Here is a 13,834-nt window from a genome sequence, read left to right as displayed (position 1 = left end):
GCCGCCGGCGGCGTGGCCGGCGCGGCGGCGGAAGTCGCGCTGTCGGATGGCGCCGGCTGCGACGGCGCCGCTTCGGCCGGCGTGACCTGAGCGGGCGCCGTGGCATCCGGCTCGCTGGAAACGAAGTGCGGTGCGACGAAGCCGGCGATCAGGCCGAGCACGATCGCCGCGATCCAGGCGCCGACGATGGTGCCGATGCTGCGCTTCTGCGCAGCGGCGATGACTTCGTGCCGGGTCGAGGCCGGCAACTGCGGTTCGACCAGTTCCCACAGCGACTCGCCGCTGTACAGGTCCAGGCCGTTGGCGACGCGCTCGGAATTGCTGTCGAATCGCCCCGTGGTGACCATCATGCCGCCGGCGGCGCCGTTGAAGCGGACCGCATCGGCGAGTTCGGCCACGGTCGCCGCCGACACTCGGTAGTCGGCGTCGCCGAGCTTGCACGACAGCAGCCAAGGCTTGCCGGCGCGCAGCAGGCGCAGCTCGGCCTGCGTGCCGCGGGCGAGGGACTCCTCGACCGATTCGGCTTCGAAGCCGCGCTCGCGCAGCGATTCGACAATGAGTCGGGCGAACTCGCGCCAGCGCATCTTCGCCAGCCCGGCGATGCCGGTGGCGACTTCAGTGCGATGGCGGCGGTAGGACCACAGATAGGCGGTGGACGCCAATCCGATCGTCAGTGCGACGGCGGCAGCGGCCCACAGGGAAAAACTCGACATGAAGCGCTAGGCCCATAAAAGACGCTGAGGATATACGGCCTGCGACATCTAGCACTTGTGCGAACTGAGACGCTGTTCGCGAAATTGACGTGTTCGTCGTCGGCCGTTCCATCCAGAACGACGATTCGGTGTCAGCGTGAAGTCCGAGCCATGGCACGGCGAACGCGGCGCGTTCGGTGCCGGCATCGCGGCGATCGGGCTGCGGCGGCCGCGGGCACAAGAAAGCCCGCCAGTCCGAAACCGTAAGGGGAGGGGAGCATACGGAAGCGCGGACTGGCGGGCTTAAACGGTGCGCCGCGGGTAATCCGCGGCGCGGTAAAGCACGGTTACGGTGCGACCGGCGGCTTCGGGCGCGCGATCGACTTGCGCGTGGCCTTCTTCGCCGCCGGCGCCTTCTGCGCCTTGGGCTTGGTCGGCGAAGCCTTCTTCGCGGTGGCCTTGGCCGGTGCCTTGGCCGCGGTGCGTGCGGACGGGGCGCTGCCGCCCTGGCGGCGCAGTTCGCGGGTCAGGGATTCGACGCGCTCGCTGAGGTCGGCCAGGTCGTCGCGGCCCGGCACGCCGAGCTTGACCAGGGCGCGCTGGACGCGCTCTTCGAACACCTTCTCGAGCCGGTCCCAGGTGTCGGACGCGCGTTCGCGCGCCTGGCCGACCTTGGACTCGACCGCATCGCGCAGCACCCCGGCCTGGCCGCCGGTGAACTTGCGCGCGGTCTGCTCGAGATTCAGGCCTTCCTTGACCAAGCCTTCGAACAGCTTGGTGCCCTCGGCCTGGGCGCGACCGAACGCGCCGACACCGGCCAGCCAGATCTGCTGCGCGGATTCGCTGAGCGTCTTGGACAGGCGCTCGGCCTGGTCCTGCGCGCTGCCCTTGCCGGCGCTGCCGCTCTTGCCGGTGGTCTTCTTAGCGGTCTTCTTGAACTTGGCGGCCATGGACGTCCTGTAATGAGTGCTATCGCTGTGCACTCAAGATGGCCCCCCTGTCTAGAGTAATCACACCAACCGCGATCGAGAGCGAGAAGTGAGAAACGAGGAGTGAAAAACGAGTGAAAGCCGACTCGTTCTTACTCGCTTCTCACTCCTCATCGCTCACTTCTCGCTCCTGGCCGCAGGGGCCGTCCTGCGCCGCCGCGGCCGCGGCGACGCCACCAGCCGGTCGACGTCGTCCAGCGCACGCCGCAAGCGTGCGGTGGTCTCGGTATCGCGCTTGGGCGGGGTGATGCCGTCGAGGATCGAGCGCTGCCGGTCGGCGATCACGTCCCGGCGCAGGCGCAGGCCGTGCGCGGCGAGGACCGGTTCGAGCACGTCGGCGCGCAGGTGCAGGTCGGCCAGGGTGTTGCGGTAGGCGATCTCGCAGATGCGCTGGCGCGCCGAAAAGCTGAAGGCGTTGGTGAAGAACAACTCGCGGTCTTCGGCGTTGGGCTCGAACACCAGTTGGTCGATGTCCGGGTATTGCTGGGCGTAGCGGGCCAGGCCGACCTGCATGCGCGATTGCAGCAGGGTGCGGAACGTCTGCGACAGTACCGCGGGCAGACCGCCCGCGGCCAGGCTGTTGTCCTCGGCGACCGGCACGCCCTGGTTATGGTTGAACGGCACCAGCGGGTTGATGCCGATCAGCAGGTCGATGCCGCGGTCGAGCACCACCGAGGCGTGCATGGTCCGGCGCAGTGCGCCGTCGACGAAATGGCGGCCGCGGATCTGCACCGGCGGATACAGCCCGGGCAGCGCGGCGCTGGCCTGGACCGCCTTGGAGATCGGCACGTCGCTCCAGTTGTCGCCGCCGAAGCGGACCGCATCGCCGCTGTCGATGTCGACCGCAACCACGTACAGCTCGGCCTCGAGTTCGCGGAAGTCGTTGCTGCGGCCGCGGCGGGTGAAGACCTCGCGCAGGAACAGCTCGACCTGGGCGTTGTCGAACAGGCCGTTCGGGATCAGGCCGCCGAAGCGGGTGATCAGGTCCGACCAGCGCGCCTCGAGCGGCGAGAACAGCAATTCGCGCCACCACTCGGTCGCCAGGCGCGGAAAGCTCGCCGCGCGCTTGACGTATTCGAGAAAGGCCGGGCGCATGAAGGTTTCCGGACGGAACTCGACATCGGCGCTGTCGCCGGTGACGAAGATCCGGCACATCTCCGCGGTGTCCATGCGGTTGGCCAGGCCGGCGGCGAGGAACGCGCCGCTGCTGACGCCGACGTAACAATCCAGGCGGGTGAGGTCGAGGCCTTCGATCGCTTCGTCGAGCGCGCGCAGGGCGCCGAGCTCGTACATGCCGCCGATGGGACCGCCGCCGGCGATGGCCAGGCCGATCTTCGGGGCCGAAGCTCCGGAGCCGGGAGCAGCTTGGGTGCCGTGGGCCGAACGTTTGCGGCTCGCCCGGTTCCGGGCGGAATGGAGTGACAGCATGTGATAGGCAGCACGGCCCGGACGGAATTGGTCGAGTGTAGCCCAGGACGGGCGAGGCACCAGAGGGCCAGGACTAAGGTCTGAGCCGGCTCGATGAATGCCGCATCGGTCGGCTGGCCGCTCGGCCCATCGCTCGGCTTGCGGAGGCCGGCCGGCGCCGCGATCATTCCGGCGATGGCCAGGGCGACCGAACATAGCCAGCGTCTGGGGTGTCTGCTGGCCCGCCACCAGGCCCTGCACGATCCCGTGCGCGAACCGCGCAACCGGCTGCGCTGGCTGCCCGAACTGCGGCTGTGGCAGGCGCGGCGCCTGGAGGCGAGCTTCGACCGCTTCCTGAGCGACCCGCGCCGGCGCCCCGCCGCGCAGTTCTTTCTCAGCGACGTCTACAACGACCGCGATTTCAGCCGCCGCGACGCCGACATCGCCAGGGTCCTGCCGATGATGCAGAAGCTGTTGCCGGGCTCGTTGCTGACGACGGTCGCCGATGCGATCGAGCTGGGCCTGCTGACCCACGCTTTCGACCTGCGCATGGCCGAGCGCCTGCAGGCGCTGGCGCCGCGTCGGCGCCGCCTGGACGGCCCGCTGTACGCGCGGACCTACCGCGCCTGCGGCCTGCCGCGGTTGCGCGGCCACCAGATCGACCTGATCGCCGCGGTCGGCCTGGGCCTGGGCCGGGCGGTGCGGACGCCGGGCATCCTGACCCTGCTCAAGCTTTCGCGCGGCCCGGCCAAGGCAGCCGGCCTGTCGGAGTTGCAGGGGTTCCTGGAGCGCGGCTTCGCCGCGTTCGGCCGGCTCGGCGACGTGCGCGAGTTCATCGCCGAGATCGAGCAGGACGAACGCGACATCGCCGAGCGGCTGTTCGCCGGCGAGGTCGATCCCTTTCCGCCTCTGGAGTGATGCGCGCCTGGACTGATCATCCTCCAGAGTGACCCGCGTCTGGAGCGACCGATGCGGCGACGGCCGTGCGGCGGCTCAAGCCAATTCGCGAACGAATGCCGGCAGGGCCTCATGCCGACGCGCGCTGCGAATCTTGTCGAAATACAAACGCTGCCCCGCCGATCGTGCATCGACATCCGACAGGTCGGCCAGCCGCTCGGCCGGTCCGCCGAGCGCCGCGAACAGGAAGAACTCCAGCGTTCAGCGTTTCGACCGCGCCGGTGGCTGGGCGAGTCAACCGCTACAGGTGCGGTCGCGCTCGATGTGGAACCATTCGTTTGCGCCGAACTCGCCCTCGACCTCCCAGCCCTCGCGTTCGAGGGCGTCCTTGAGCTCGATCAGGCGGGCCCGGGTCCTGCGTCGGCGTGGAGGCGGCTCACTTGAACCGTTCTTCCAGCACCCGACGGATTTCCGATTCGATCGGGCCCTTGAGGGCGCCGAGCAGGAAACCGAGTTGCGCGGTCACGTGCAACTGATTCGGCTGCAGCGAAATCTTGCCGTCGACGCCGCTGCGCACGAAGTTGAGGGTGTCGCCGACCCAGTCGTATTCGACATCGAAACGTTCGGCGAGCTTCTTCGCGACGTCTTCGACGGCTTTGCGGGCCTTGGCCGGTGCGAGCGAATGCGGGTGGCGGATATCGATGCTGGACATGGTCTGGGTTCTCCCTGGAGGCCGGTATTGTGGGGGCAGGGACGAGCGCATCCAAGCCTGAGCCGCGCCGCGCGAAGGCGCGATGTAGCGCCGCCCGGGCGCGGCGATGCGCGGGTATGCCTGCGAATGCGCCGCGGCGATGCGATCCGGCGGCGCCCGCGGGGTGTGAGCCGATTCGACAACCTGCTAGATTGCGGCGGAGTGAGCGCCCTCAAACTTCGATACCCCAACCGCGAACATGCCGACCTGGCCCTCAAGCCCGGGGTGCATGCGATCGGGCGCGATTCGGCCGGACGCACGGTGCTGGTGGAAGACGCCGGCGCGGCGATCGCCCAACTCAGCGTCGACCGCCGCGGCGTCTGGCTGCAGGTGCGCGAGGGCCTGCGCGGCCTGCACGTCAACGGCCGCCCGGTGAAACGCGTGGCGATGCTGCGCGCCGGCGATGCGATCTTTCTCGACGGCGTCGAACTGCTGCTGATCGACGACAAGCCCGAGCCCGCGCCGCCGTTCGGGGTCGACATCCCGGCCGATTCGCGCATGGTCGTGCGCGGCGTCGGCGGCATTCATCACGGGCGCTGCTACACCCTGGAGCAGCCGCGCCTGATCGGCCGCGCCGGCGATTGCGACATCCGCATCAACGAACCGGCCTTCGCCGACCGCCACGCGCGCCTGGAGGCCCATGCCGACGGCGTGGTGCTGCGCGATGTCGGCTCGGTCGACGGCAGCGTGGTCAACGGCCAGCCGGTGCGGCACGCCTTGCTCAAGCCCGGCGACCAATTGCTGCTCGACGGCCAGCACCGCTTCGTGATCGAAGCGCCGACCCGCCAGTTCAGCGCGGCCGAAGCCCTGCAGGCCCAGCTGGCCCAGGAAGCGGCCTCGAACGAAGAGCGCATGCAGCCGCCGTCGGCCCTGCCGGCCTCGGTGCGGCGCATGCCCTGGCTGCTGCTGGCCGCGGTGGTCATGGCCGGCCTGCTGAGCCTGCTGCTGCTCTACGGCACCCGCTGAGCTCCAGGTGTCCCCTGGGCCGAACCGCGCCTATCGCGCCGCGGCCCGGCGCCGCGTCCGCGCCTCGGCGACCTTGCGCCACAGCCGCCAGCCCAACAGCAGGGTCAGGATCGCGGCGTACAGCAGGGGCTCGCGGATATCCGACTTCACCAGCCACCAGAAATGCAGCACCGCCAGCACGGCGATCGGATACACGAGCCGGTGCAACTGCCCCCAGCGCCGGCCGAGGCGCCGCATCATGCCCTGGGTCGAGGTGACCGCGAGCGGGATCAGCAGCAGCCAGGCGAGAAAACCCACGGTGATATAGGGCCGCTTGGCGATTTCCTCGAAGATCTGGGTCCAGTAGCCCTTGAGGTCGAGCGCGAGGTACGCGGTCAGGTGCAGGCTGGCATAAAAAAAGGCGTACAGCCCGAGCATGCGGCGGAAGCGCAGCAGCACGGCCTGGCCGCTGAGTTGGCGCAAAGGCGTGACCGCCAGGGCGATCATCAGCAGGCGCAGCGCCCACAAGCCCAGGCGATGTTCGATCTCGGCGATCGGGTCGGCGCCGAGCCCGCCGCTGCCGGTCAGCACCTCGGCGCGGATCTGCCAGGCCAGGATCGCCGCCGGGGTCAGGGCCAACGCGTGCACGGCGACTTTGGCCCAAATCACGCCTACCGGAGTCCGGCGTTTTATCGCCTGTCCAGGCGGACGCCCGGAAGCAGAAGACGAGGCGGACGAACGCGCTACCGGCCCGGATTCCCGCGCCATCTCAGAACCAGGTCCGCAGGTTCATGCCGGCGTACAGGCCGGCGACCTGGTCGCCATAGCCGTTGAACAAGCGGGTCGGGATGCGCTCGGCGAACAGCTTGCTGCCGGTGCCGGCGATGCGGCGCTCGTTCTTCTGGCTCCAGCGCGGGTGGTCGACGCCGGGGTTCACGTTCGAGAAGAACCCATATTCGCTGGGCTGCAACTCGTTCCAACTGGTGTGCGGCCGGCGCTCGACGAAGGTGATGGCGATGATCGACTTGATGCTCTTGAAGCCGTACTTCCACGGCACCACCAGGCGCAGCGGCGCGCCGTTCTGCTGCGGCAGGGATTTACCGTACAGGCCGGTCGCGAGCAGGGTCAGCGGGTGCATCGCCTCGTCGATGCGCAGGCCCTCGCGATACGGCCAATCGATCGAGGGGTAGGCGATGCCGGGCATCTGCTTGCGGTCGGCCAGGGTGGTGAAGGCGACGTACTTGGCCTTGGAGGTCGGCTCGAAGCGCTTGAGCACGTCGGCCAGCGGCACCCCGAGCCAGGGGATCACCATCGACCAGCCCTCGACGCAGCGCAGCCGGTAGATCCGCTCCTGCGGGGTCAGCCCCTTGATCAGGTCCTCGAGCGAGAACTTGCCCGGCTTGGCGCAGGCGCCGCCGACCGCGACCGTCCACGGGCTGGTGCGCAGGGTCCGCGCGGCCTTCGAGGGATCGGACTTGTCGGTGCCGAACTCGTAGAAGTTGTTGTAAGTGGTGATGTCTTCATAACGAGTCGGCACCTCGTCGGTGCGGAACCCGGCCTGCATCTGCTCCGGGCTCGGCGCCGGCCGCGCCGGCGGCGAGGGCGGCTCGGCCTCGGCGCAGCCGGACAGGCCCAGGGCCGGGCTCAGGGCGAAGGCGGCCAGCAGGCGCCGGCGCTCGCGGTAGACCGCTTCGTCGGTGACCTGGGAGGAGGGGATAGAAAGTGCATCGCGCAATGACATGAGACAGCTCCGGGAGGCGAGTCCGAGTCCTCAACGCATACGGGACCCGATGTGAGGATAGAGGCAGCCAGCGGGGCAAAAGTTGCGCGAGAAACGGAGGCGCACACGGTGTTGCACTGCGGCATACTGAGGGGCCAACCCCCACTACGGAGTTTCCGATGTCCCGCGCTTTCAACTTTAGTGCCGGTCCCGCGACCCTGCCCGAACCGGTCCTGCTGCAGGCGCAGTCGGAACTGCTGGAGTGGAACAACGCCGGGGCCTCGATCGTCGAGCTCAGCCACCGCGGCCCGGAGTTCATCCAGGTCGCCGCCGAGGCCGAACGCGACTTGCGCGCGCTGATGTCGATTCCGGAAGATTACGCGGTGATGTTCCTGCAGGGCGGCGCGACCGCGCAACAGGCCTTGATCGCGCTGAACTTCGCTAACCCGGGCCAGACCGTCGACTACGTGGTCACCGGCCACTGGGGCAAGACCGCGCTCAAGCAGGTCAAGCCCTACGTCAACGCCAACATCGCCGCGAGCGGCGAGGCCGACGGCTTCCGCACCATCCCGGCGCGCGACGGCTGGAACCTGTCCAAGGACGCGGCCTATGTCCACTACACCGCCAACGAGACCATCCACGGCGTCGAGTTCCGCGACATCCCCGACACCGGCGAGGTGCCGCTGATCGGCGACTTCAGCTCCAGCATCGTGTCCGAACCGCTCGACGTGTCGAAGTTCGGGGTGATCTATGCCGGCGCGCAGAAGAACCTCGGCCCGGTCGGCGTCAGCGTGGTCATCGTCAAGCGCGAACTGCTCGAACGCGCCGGCCAGCCGCGCGCCGAAATCTTCGACTACCGCGCCCACGTCAAGGGCGAGTCGATGCTCAACACGCCGCCGACCTGGAACTGGTATCTGGCCGGCCTGGTGTTCAAGTGGATGCTGGCCGAAGGCGGTGTCGAAGAGTTCGCCAAGCGCAACGACCGCAAGTCCAAGCTGCTGTACGGCGTGATCGACAACTCCGGCGGCTTCTATCGCAACGAGGTGGCGGCCGCCGCGCGCTCGCGCATGAACGTGCCGTTCTTCCTCAAGGACGAAGCGCTCGACAAGCCCTTCCTGAAGGAGGCGCAGGACGCCGGCCTGATCTCGCTCAAGGGCCATCGCGCTCTCGGCGGCATGCGCGCCTCGATCTACAACGCGATGCCTGAGCAGGGCGTGCAAGCACTCGCAGCCTTCATGCAGGACTTCCAGCAACGGCACGGTTAAGCGGCCACGCCGGTCCGGTGCCGCATCGGCATCGGCCGCGGCTGCGAACGCCCGGTCAGGGATGGCCGGGCCGTGCGATCCGAACGCTACAGGTTGCGCCAGGAACGGCGAGGCAACCGCTTCGGTAGCGACGAGACGACAATGACCGACAAGTCCCGCAAGACCCCGAAAGCAGACAGCAAGTCGCCGGCCAAACCCGGCACGCAAACACCGGCCGCCGCCAAACCGGCCGCCGCCAAAAGCGCGACCGCAAAGAAGACCGCCGGCAAGCCGAAAGCGGCGCCCAAGGCAGCACCCGAAGCCGGCGCCGCGGCCAGTCCCGACCTGGCCCTGTTGCGCGAGCGCATCGACGGCATCGACCGCCACATCCAGGAACTGATCGGCGAGCGCGCGCAGTTCGCCAACCAGGTCGGCAAGGCCAAGGGCAAGCTCGCCGCGGCGGTGGATTACTACCGTCCCGAGCGCGAAGCCCAGGTGCTGCGCCGGGTGGTCGACCGCAACGACGGCCCGCTCAACGATGAAGTGCTGGTGCGCCTGTTCCGCGAAATCATGTCGGCCTGCCTGGCCCAGCAAGAGCCGCTCAAGATCGGCTTCCTCGGCCCGGAAGGCACCCATTCGCAGCAGGCGGTGTACAAGCACTTCGGCCACTCGATCCACGGCCTGCCGCTGGCGAGCATCGAAGAGGTGTTCCAGGAAGTCGAGGCCGGCAGCGCCGATTTCGGCGTGGTGCCGGTCGAGAATTCGACCCAGGGCACGATCCAGTCGACCCTCGACATGTTCCTGACCTCCAAGCTCAAGATCAGCGGCGAAGTCGAACTGCGCGTGCACCAGCACCTGCTGTCGCGCAGCGGCCGCATCGAGGACATCGAACGGGTCTATTCGCACCCGCAGTCGTTCGCCCAGTGCAAGGCCTGGTTGCGCGAGTACCTGCCGAAGGCCGAGAAGATCGCGGTGTCGAGCAACGCCGAAGCCGCGCGCCGCGCCCGCAATGCCGACGACGCCGCGGCGATCGCCGGCGCCAGCGCCGGCAGCGTCTACGGCCTGCGCACCGTCGCCGGGCCGATCGAAGACCGGCCCGACAACACCACCCGCTTCCTGGTGATCGGCCGCGAGCTGTTCACCCCGTCGGGCAACGACCGCACCTCGCTGTTGATCTTCATCAAGGACCAGCCCGGCGCGCTCTACAACGTGCTGTCGCCGTTCGCCAAGCGCGGCCTGAGCATGAACCGCATCGAGTCGCGTCCGGGCCATACCGGCCGCTGGCAGTACGCGTTCTTCGTCGACATCGGCGGCCATGTGCAGGAGCCGGCGATGCGCGAAGCGCTGGAAGAACTGGAAGAGCTGGCGCACGAAGTGAAAGTGCTCGGCTCCTACCCGGTGGCGATCGCATGAGCGCGCCGGCCCCGCAAGCGCAAGAACCGGCCAGTCGCCAGGGCAGGGACGACACCGACACGCCCGCTTACGACGAAGCCTGGTTCGCCGCGCGCGCGCAGGCCGGCATCCAGCGCCTGAAGGCTTACGACCCGGGTCACGACCTGGTCGCGCTGCGGCGCCGTTTCGGCGAGGCCCATCTCGCCGAGCTGGGCTCCAACGAGAACCCGTACGGCCCCTCGCCGCAGGCGCGCGCGGCGATCCTCGATTGCCTGCATGCATTGCACCGCTATCCCGATCCGCTCGGCGCCGATCTCAAGCGCGCGCTGGCCGCCAGGCATGGCGTCGACGTCGCCCAGATCCAGCTCGGCAATGGCTCGCACGAGCTGCTGATGCAGCTTGCGCAGGTGTTCGCCGGCCCCGGCGACGAGGTGGTGTTCTCGCGTTACGGCTTCGCCGTGTTCGCGCTCGCCACCCAGGCCGCCGGCGCGACCATGCGCATCGTCGAGGCCTTGCCGCGCGATGCGGCGATGCCCTGCGGCCACGACCTCGATGCGATCGCGGCGGCGATCGGCCCGGCCACGCGCTTGGTTTATCTGGCCAACCCGAACAACCCGACCGGTACCTGGTTCGGCCGCGAGGCGATGATCGATTTCCTCGACCGCGTGCCGTCCGAGGTGCTGGTGGTGATGGACGAGGCCTACGCCGAAATGGCCGACGCGCCGGACTACGCCAGCGCGCTGTCCCTGCTCGGCCGCTACCCGAACCTCGCCATCACCCGCACCTTCAGTAAGGCCTATGGCCTGGCCGGCTTGCGGGTCGGCTATCTGCTCGCCCAGCCGGGTTTGATCCGGGTCATGGACCGGGTGCGCGAAAGCTTCAACGTCAACGGCCCGGCCCTGGCCGCGTGCACCGCGGCGCTGGCCGACGAGACGCATCTGGACTGGGCCTGCGCGCGCAACGCCGAGCAGCGCGCCGCGCTCGCGGCGGCCTTGCAGCAGCGCGGCCTGCGCGTCTTTCCTTCGCAGACGAATTTCGTCCTGGTCGAGTTCGGTCCGCGCACCGCGCAGATCGAAGCGGCCCTGGTCGAGCGCGGCGTGATCCTGCGGCCGATGGCCGGCTATGGGCTCGCCGATTGCCTGCGGATCAGTGTCGGCTCGCCCGACGAGAACCGCCGCCTGCTGGCGGCATTGGACCAAGTGCTGACATGAGTGCGCTCATCGAAGAACAAGCGGCCTGGACGGCCGGGTCGGGTTCGCCCCTGCGCGGTTCGCTGCGCGTGCCGGGCGACAAATCGGTTTCGCACCGGGCGGTGATGCTCGGCGCGCTGGCCGAAGGCGTCACCCGCGTCACCGGGTTCCTGGAAGGCGAAGACACCCGCGCCACCGCGCGCGTGTTCGAGCGCCTGGGGGTGCGCATCGAAACGCCGAGTGCGAGCGAACGCATCGTCCACGGCGTCGGCATGCACGGCCTGCGCGGCGTCGCCGAAGCCCTGGATTGCGGCAACGCCGGCACCGGCATGCGCCTGCTTGCCGGCGTGCTGGCCGGGCAGGACTTCGACAGCGTGCTGATCGGCGATGCCTCGTTGTCGAAACGGCCGATGCGCCGCGTGACCGAGCCCCTCGCGGCGATGGGCGCGCTGATCGGCACCGAAGAAGGCGGCCTGCCGCCGCTGCGGATCCGCGGCGGCCGTTCGCTGCAGGGCATCGAATACACCTTGCCGGTCGCCAGCGCGCAGGTGAAGTCGGCGCTGCTGCTGGCCGGCCTGTACGCCTACGGCGACACCGTCGTGCACGAGCCGCATCCGACCCGCGACTACACCGAGCGCATGCTCGCCGCGTTCGGCTGGCCGATCGAGTTCTCGCCCGGCTACGCGCGCCTGAGCGGCGGCCACGTGCTGCGCGCCACCGACATCGCGGTGCCGGCCGATTTCTCCTCGGCGGCGTTCTTCCTGGTCGCCGCGAGCGTGGTGCCGGGGTCGGACCTGCATCTGCAAGCGGTCGGCATGAACCCGCGCCGCACCGGCCTGCTCGCCGCGTTGCGGCTGATGGGCGCCGACATCGTCGAGGAAAATCCGCGCGCCGAAGGCGGCGAGCCGGTCGCCGACCTGCGGGTGCGCTACGCGCCGCTACACGGCATCGAGGTGCCGGAAGCGCTGGTACCGGACATGATCGACGAATTCCCGGCCCTGTTCATCGCCGCAGCCACCGCGAAGGGCCGCACCACGATCCGTGGCGCCGCCGAGCTGCGGGTCAAGGAATCCGACCGCATCGCGACCATGGCCACCGGCCTGCGCGCGCTCGGCGCGAACATCGTCGAAACGCCCGACGGTGCGGTCATCGAAGGCGGCGCCTTGCACGGCGGCGAGGTCGACAGTCACGGCGATCACCGCATCGCGATGAGCTTCGCGATCGCCGCGCAGTTGGCCGGCGGCGAGGTCCGCATCGGCGACGTCGCCAACGTCGCGACCTCGTTCCCGGGCTTCGAGGCCCTGGCGGCGAAGGCGGGCATGCGGGTCGCTGCGGCCGGGTAGGGCGCAGGAGTGCTAGTCGCGAATGAAAAACGGCGGCCTTGGGCCGCCGTTTTGCTGTGTGGGATTCGCGATGGGTGATGGAAGCGATCGGGTTCGCCGTCGTCGCGGCCTGTCCTCGATGGTGGCCGGAAGGTTCTGCGTGAGTTTCGTCGTCGCCGGCCTTCACCCTCATTGTCGGTTTGTCCCGGCTCCGGCAGGAATCTTCGTCAGCGGGGCTTGAACTCCACCGGCTGCTCGACCACCGAGGCCACTTCGCGGCCGTCGCGGGTCGCCGGGCGGAAGCGCCAATCGCGCACGGCGACCAGCGCGGCGCGGTCGAGTTCGCGCGAACCGCTGTGGCGCGCGACTTCCACCTCTTCGGGCTTGCCGTCGGCGCCGACGTTGACCCGCAGGACCACGGTGCCGCCTTCGCCGCGGCGCAGGGCGCCGCTGGGATAGCGTGGCTCGGGATTGCCGGCGGCCAGCGGCAGCGCCTCGGTCGCACGCGGCGGCTCGGTCGTCGCGACAGCCGGGGCCGCCGGCTTCGCCGCGGCTTCTGCGGCGGCAGCGGCCACTGTCGCCTTGCGTGCGGCGACGACCGGCGCGGCTTCGCCGGCGGCCATGTTGCGATCGATCGGCGGGACGATCACCAGCGGCATCGCCGGGGCCGGCGGCGGCGCCGGCGGACGCTTGCCGTAGTAGTACCAGCCCATGAAGGTGGCGCCGAGCAGGAGCAGCAACAGCCACAGACCGGTCGAACTGGAGACAGTTTCGATCGCGCCGTCCTCGGGCGCCTGGATGGCGTCGAAGTCGGGCCGGTTTGGGTCGAGTGGGTGTGACGCAACGCTCATTTTTTAGCTCCTTTCCGCGGTTTCGAAGGCGAAAGCGCGCGCCGAGCTTCCAAGCGCGCTCGTTAGCCTGCGGTGAACGGAAGGTAAAGAAGTCAGGCGAGCGTCAGCCGGGCTGCGGATTGCAAGACACGGATCACTACTTGAATCACTGGTTGGCGTTGAAGGTGATCGGCACGATCACCGCATCGGCGACCGGGCGGCCATTGCGCATCGCCGGACGGAAGCGCCAGTGGCGCACGGCGGACACCGCCGCGCGATCGAGCAGGCGCGAACCGCTGCCTTCGACGATCTGCACATCGCCGGTCGAACCTTGTTCGTCGACCGACACCCGGATCCGCACCGTGCCGCCTTCGCCGCGGCGCAGCGCCTGCGCCGGATACTGCGGCGGGCGATTGCCGGGCAGCGGCGCGGCCGGGGTCTGCGCGGCGGCGGAC

General features: G+C 69.2%; 14 protein-coding genes. 6 read left to right on the top strand and 8 right to left on the bottom strand.

Going from position 1 to position 13,834, the window contains the following annotated elements; translation table 11 throughout:
- The 3 genes from ACSAMQ_RS17425 to ACSAMQ_RS17415 form a co-directional block, all read right to left on the bottom strand.
- On the bottom strand, positions 1-713 hold a 713-nt coding region (locus tag ACSAMQ_RS17425; RefSeq protein WP_435396873.1), incomplete at its 3' end, for a restriction endonuclease.
- 326 nt (positions 714-1,039) lie between these two features.
- On the bottom strand, positions 1,040-1,642 hold the full coding sequence (locus tag ACSAMQ_RS17420; protein ID WP_435396872.1) for a phasin family protein: 603 nt from the start codon (positions 1,640-1,642) through the stop codon (positions 1,040-1,042).
- Positions 1,643-1,798: 156 nt separating this feature from the next.
- Positions 1,799-3,109, bottom strand: coding sequence for a patatin-like phospholipase family protein (locus tag ACSAMQ_RS17415; protein WP_435396871.1), 1,311 nt, complete (start codon positions 3,107-3,109; stop codon positions 1,799-1,801).
- A 93-nt stretch (positions 3,110-3,202) separates the two neighbouring features.
- Between ACSAMQ_RS17415 and ACSAMQ_RS17410 the strand changes: the two genes are divergently transcribed.
- The gene (locus tag ACSAMQ_RS17410) at positions 3,203-4,006 is read left to right on the top strand and encodes an FFLEELY motif protein (protein WP_435396870.1); all 804 of its coding nucleotides are present in this window, start codon (positions 3,203-3,205) and stop codon (positions 4,004-4,006) included.
- 415 nt (positions 4,007-4,421) lie between these two features.
- On the opposite strand, the gene ACSAMQ_RS17405 is transcribed toward ACSAMQ_RS17410, so the two are convergent.
- Entirely contained in the window at positions 4,422-4,697 is a 276-nt protein-coding gene (locus tag ACSAMQ_RS17405; protein ID WP_435396869.1) for a polyhydroxyalkanoic acid system family protein, read from the bottom strand.
- 201 nt (positions 4,698-4,898) lie between these two features.
- Here ACSAMQ_RS17405 and ACSAMQ_RS17400 point away from each other — a divergent pair, with 201 nt between their 5' ends.
- A complete protein-coding gene (locus tag ACSAMQ_RS17400; protein WP_031371723.1) occupies positions 4,899-5,702 on the top strand; it encodes an FHA domain-containing protein in 804 nt (267 codons plus the stop codon).
- A 30-nt stretch (positions 5,703-5,732) separates the two neighbouring features.
- On the opposite strand, the gene msrQ is transcribed toward ACSAMQ_RS17400, so the two are convergent.
- Together msrQ and msrP are read right to left on the bottom strand one after the other, a co-directional pair.
- Positions 5,733-6,350, bottom strand: coding sequence for a protein-methionine-sulfoxide reductase heme-binding subunit MsrQ (gene msrQ, locus ACSAMQ_RS17395; RefSeq protein WP_435396868.1), 618 nt, complete (start codon positions 6,348-6,350; stop codon positions 5,733-5,735).
- Between the two features lie 100 nt (positions 6,351-6,450).
- Positions 6,451-7,422: a protein-methionine-sulfoxide reductase catalytic subunit MsrP gene (msrP, locus tag ACSAMQ_RS17390; RefSeq protein ID WP_435396867.1), complete on the bottom strand. Its 972-nt coding sequence runs from the start codon at positions 7,420-7,422 to the stop codon at positions 6,451-6,453.
- Positions 7,423-7,580: 158 nt separating this feature from the next.
- Here msrP and serC point away from each other — a divergent pair, with 158 nt between their 5' ends.
- The 4 genes from serC to aroA all read left to right on the top strand — a co-directional run bounded on the left by serC (position 7,581) and on the right by aroA (position 12,570).
- Positions 7,581-8,666 (top strand): 3-phosphoserine/phosphohydroxythreonine transaminase, encoded by a 1,086-nt coding sequence (gene serC, locus ACSAMQ_RS17385; protein WP_435396866.1) that lies wholly within the window; start codon positions 7,581-7,583, stop codon positions 8,664-8,666.
- A gap of 141 nt (positions 8,667-8,807) precedes the next feature.
- Positions 8,808-10,058 carry a prephenate dehydratase gene (gene pheA / locus ACSAMQ_RS17380; RefSeq protein WP_435396865.1) on the top strand — a complete coding sequence of 417 codons (1,251 nt, stop codon included), beginning with the start codon at positions 8,808-8,810 and terminating at the stop codon, positions 10,056-10,058.
- Positions 10,055-11,248: a histidinol-phosphate transaminase gene (gene hisC / locus ACSAMQ_RS17375; RefSeq protein WP_435396864.1), complete on the top strand. Its 1,194-nt coding sequence runs from the start codon at positions 10,055-10,057 to the stop codon at positions 11,246-11,248. Before pheA ends, hisC begins: the two co-directional genes overlap by 4 nt.
- Positions 11,245-12,570, top strand: a complete 1,326-nt coding sequence (gene aroA / locus ACSAMQ_RS17370) for a 3-phosphoshikimate 1-carboxyvinyltransferase (protein WP_435396863.1) — start codon at positions 11,245-11,247, stop codon at positions 12,568-12,570. The genes hisC and aroA overlap by 4 nt, the downstream gene beginning before the upstream one ends.
- Positions 12,571-12,776: 206 nt before the next feature.
- Here the strand turns inward: aroA and ACSAMQ_RS17365 are convergent, their stop codons facing one another.
- Both ACSAMQ_RS17365 and ACSAMQ_RS17360 read right to left on the bottom strand, forming a co-directional pair.
- Positions 12,777-13,400, bottom strand: coding sequence for an energy transducer TonB (locus ACSAMQ_RS17365; RefSeq protein ID WP_435396862.1), 624 nt, complete (start codon positions 13,398-13,400; stop codon positions 12,777-12,779).
- A gap of 145 nt (positions 13,401-13,545) precedes the next feature.
- A partial coding sequence (locus tag ACSAMQ_RS17360; RefSeq protein ID WP_435396861.1) for an energy transducer TonB occupies positions 13,546-13,834 on the bottom strand: 289 nt, incomplete at its 5' end.

This window comes from Lysobacter sp. 1R34A, assembly GCF_051217035.1.
Taxonomy (GTDB): Bacteria; Pseudomonadota; Gammaproteobacteria; order Xanthomonadales; family Xanthomonadaceae; genus Lysobacter.
This window is presented reverse-complemented; position numbering and strand designations above follow the sequence as displayed.

What these genes read in the sequence shown, in the direction of transcription:
- ACSAMQ_RS17405 (WP_435396869.1), bottom strand. Translation starts at nt 4,697, where the DNA reads ATGTCCAGCATCGATATCCGCCACCCGCATTCGCTCGCACCGGCCAAG.
- ACSAMQ_RS17365 (WP_435396862.1), bottom strand. Translation starts at nt 13,400, where the DNA reads ATGAGCGTTGCGTCACACCCACTCGACCCAAACCGGCCCGACTTCGAC.
- hisC (WP_435396864.1), top strand. Translation starts at nt 10,055, where the DNA reads ATGAGCGCGCCGGCCCCGCAAGCGCAAGAACCGGCCAGTCGCCAGGGC.
- msrP (WP_435396867.1), bottom strand. Translation starts at nt 7,422, where the DNA reads ATGTCATTGCGCGATGCACTTTCTATCCCCTCCTCCCAGGTCACCGAC.
- ACSAMQ_RS17410 (WP_435396870.1), top strand. Translation starts at nt 3,203, where the DNA reads ATGAATGCCGCATCGGTCGGCTGGCCGCTCGGCCCATCGCTCGGCTTG.
- ACSAMQ_RS17420 (WP_435396872.1), bottom strand. Translation starts at nt 1,642, where the DNA reads ATGGCCGCCAAGTTCAAGAAGACCGCTAAGAAGACCACCGGCAAGAGC.
- ACSAMQ_RS17415 (WP_435396871.1), bottom strand. Translation starts at nt 3,109, where the DNA reads ATGCTGTCACTCCATTCCGCCCGGAACCGGGCGAGCCGCAAACGTTCG.
- pheA (WP_435396865.1), top strand. Translation starts at nt 8,808, where the DNA reads ATGACCGACAAGTCCCGCAAGACCCCGAAAGCAGACAGCAAGTCGCCG.
- aroA (WP_435396863.1), top strand. Translation starts at nt 11,245, where the DNA reads ATGAGTGCGCTCATCGAAGAACAAGCGGCCTGGACGGCCGGGTCGGGT.
- serC (WP_435396866.1), top strand. Translation starts at nt 7,581, where the DNA reads ATGTCCCGCGCTTTCAACTTTAGTGCCGGTCCCGCGACCCTGCCCGAA.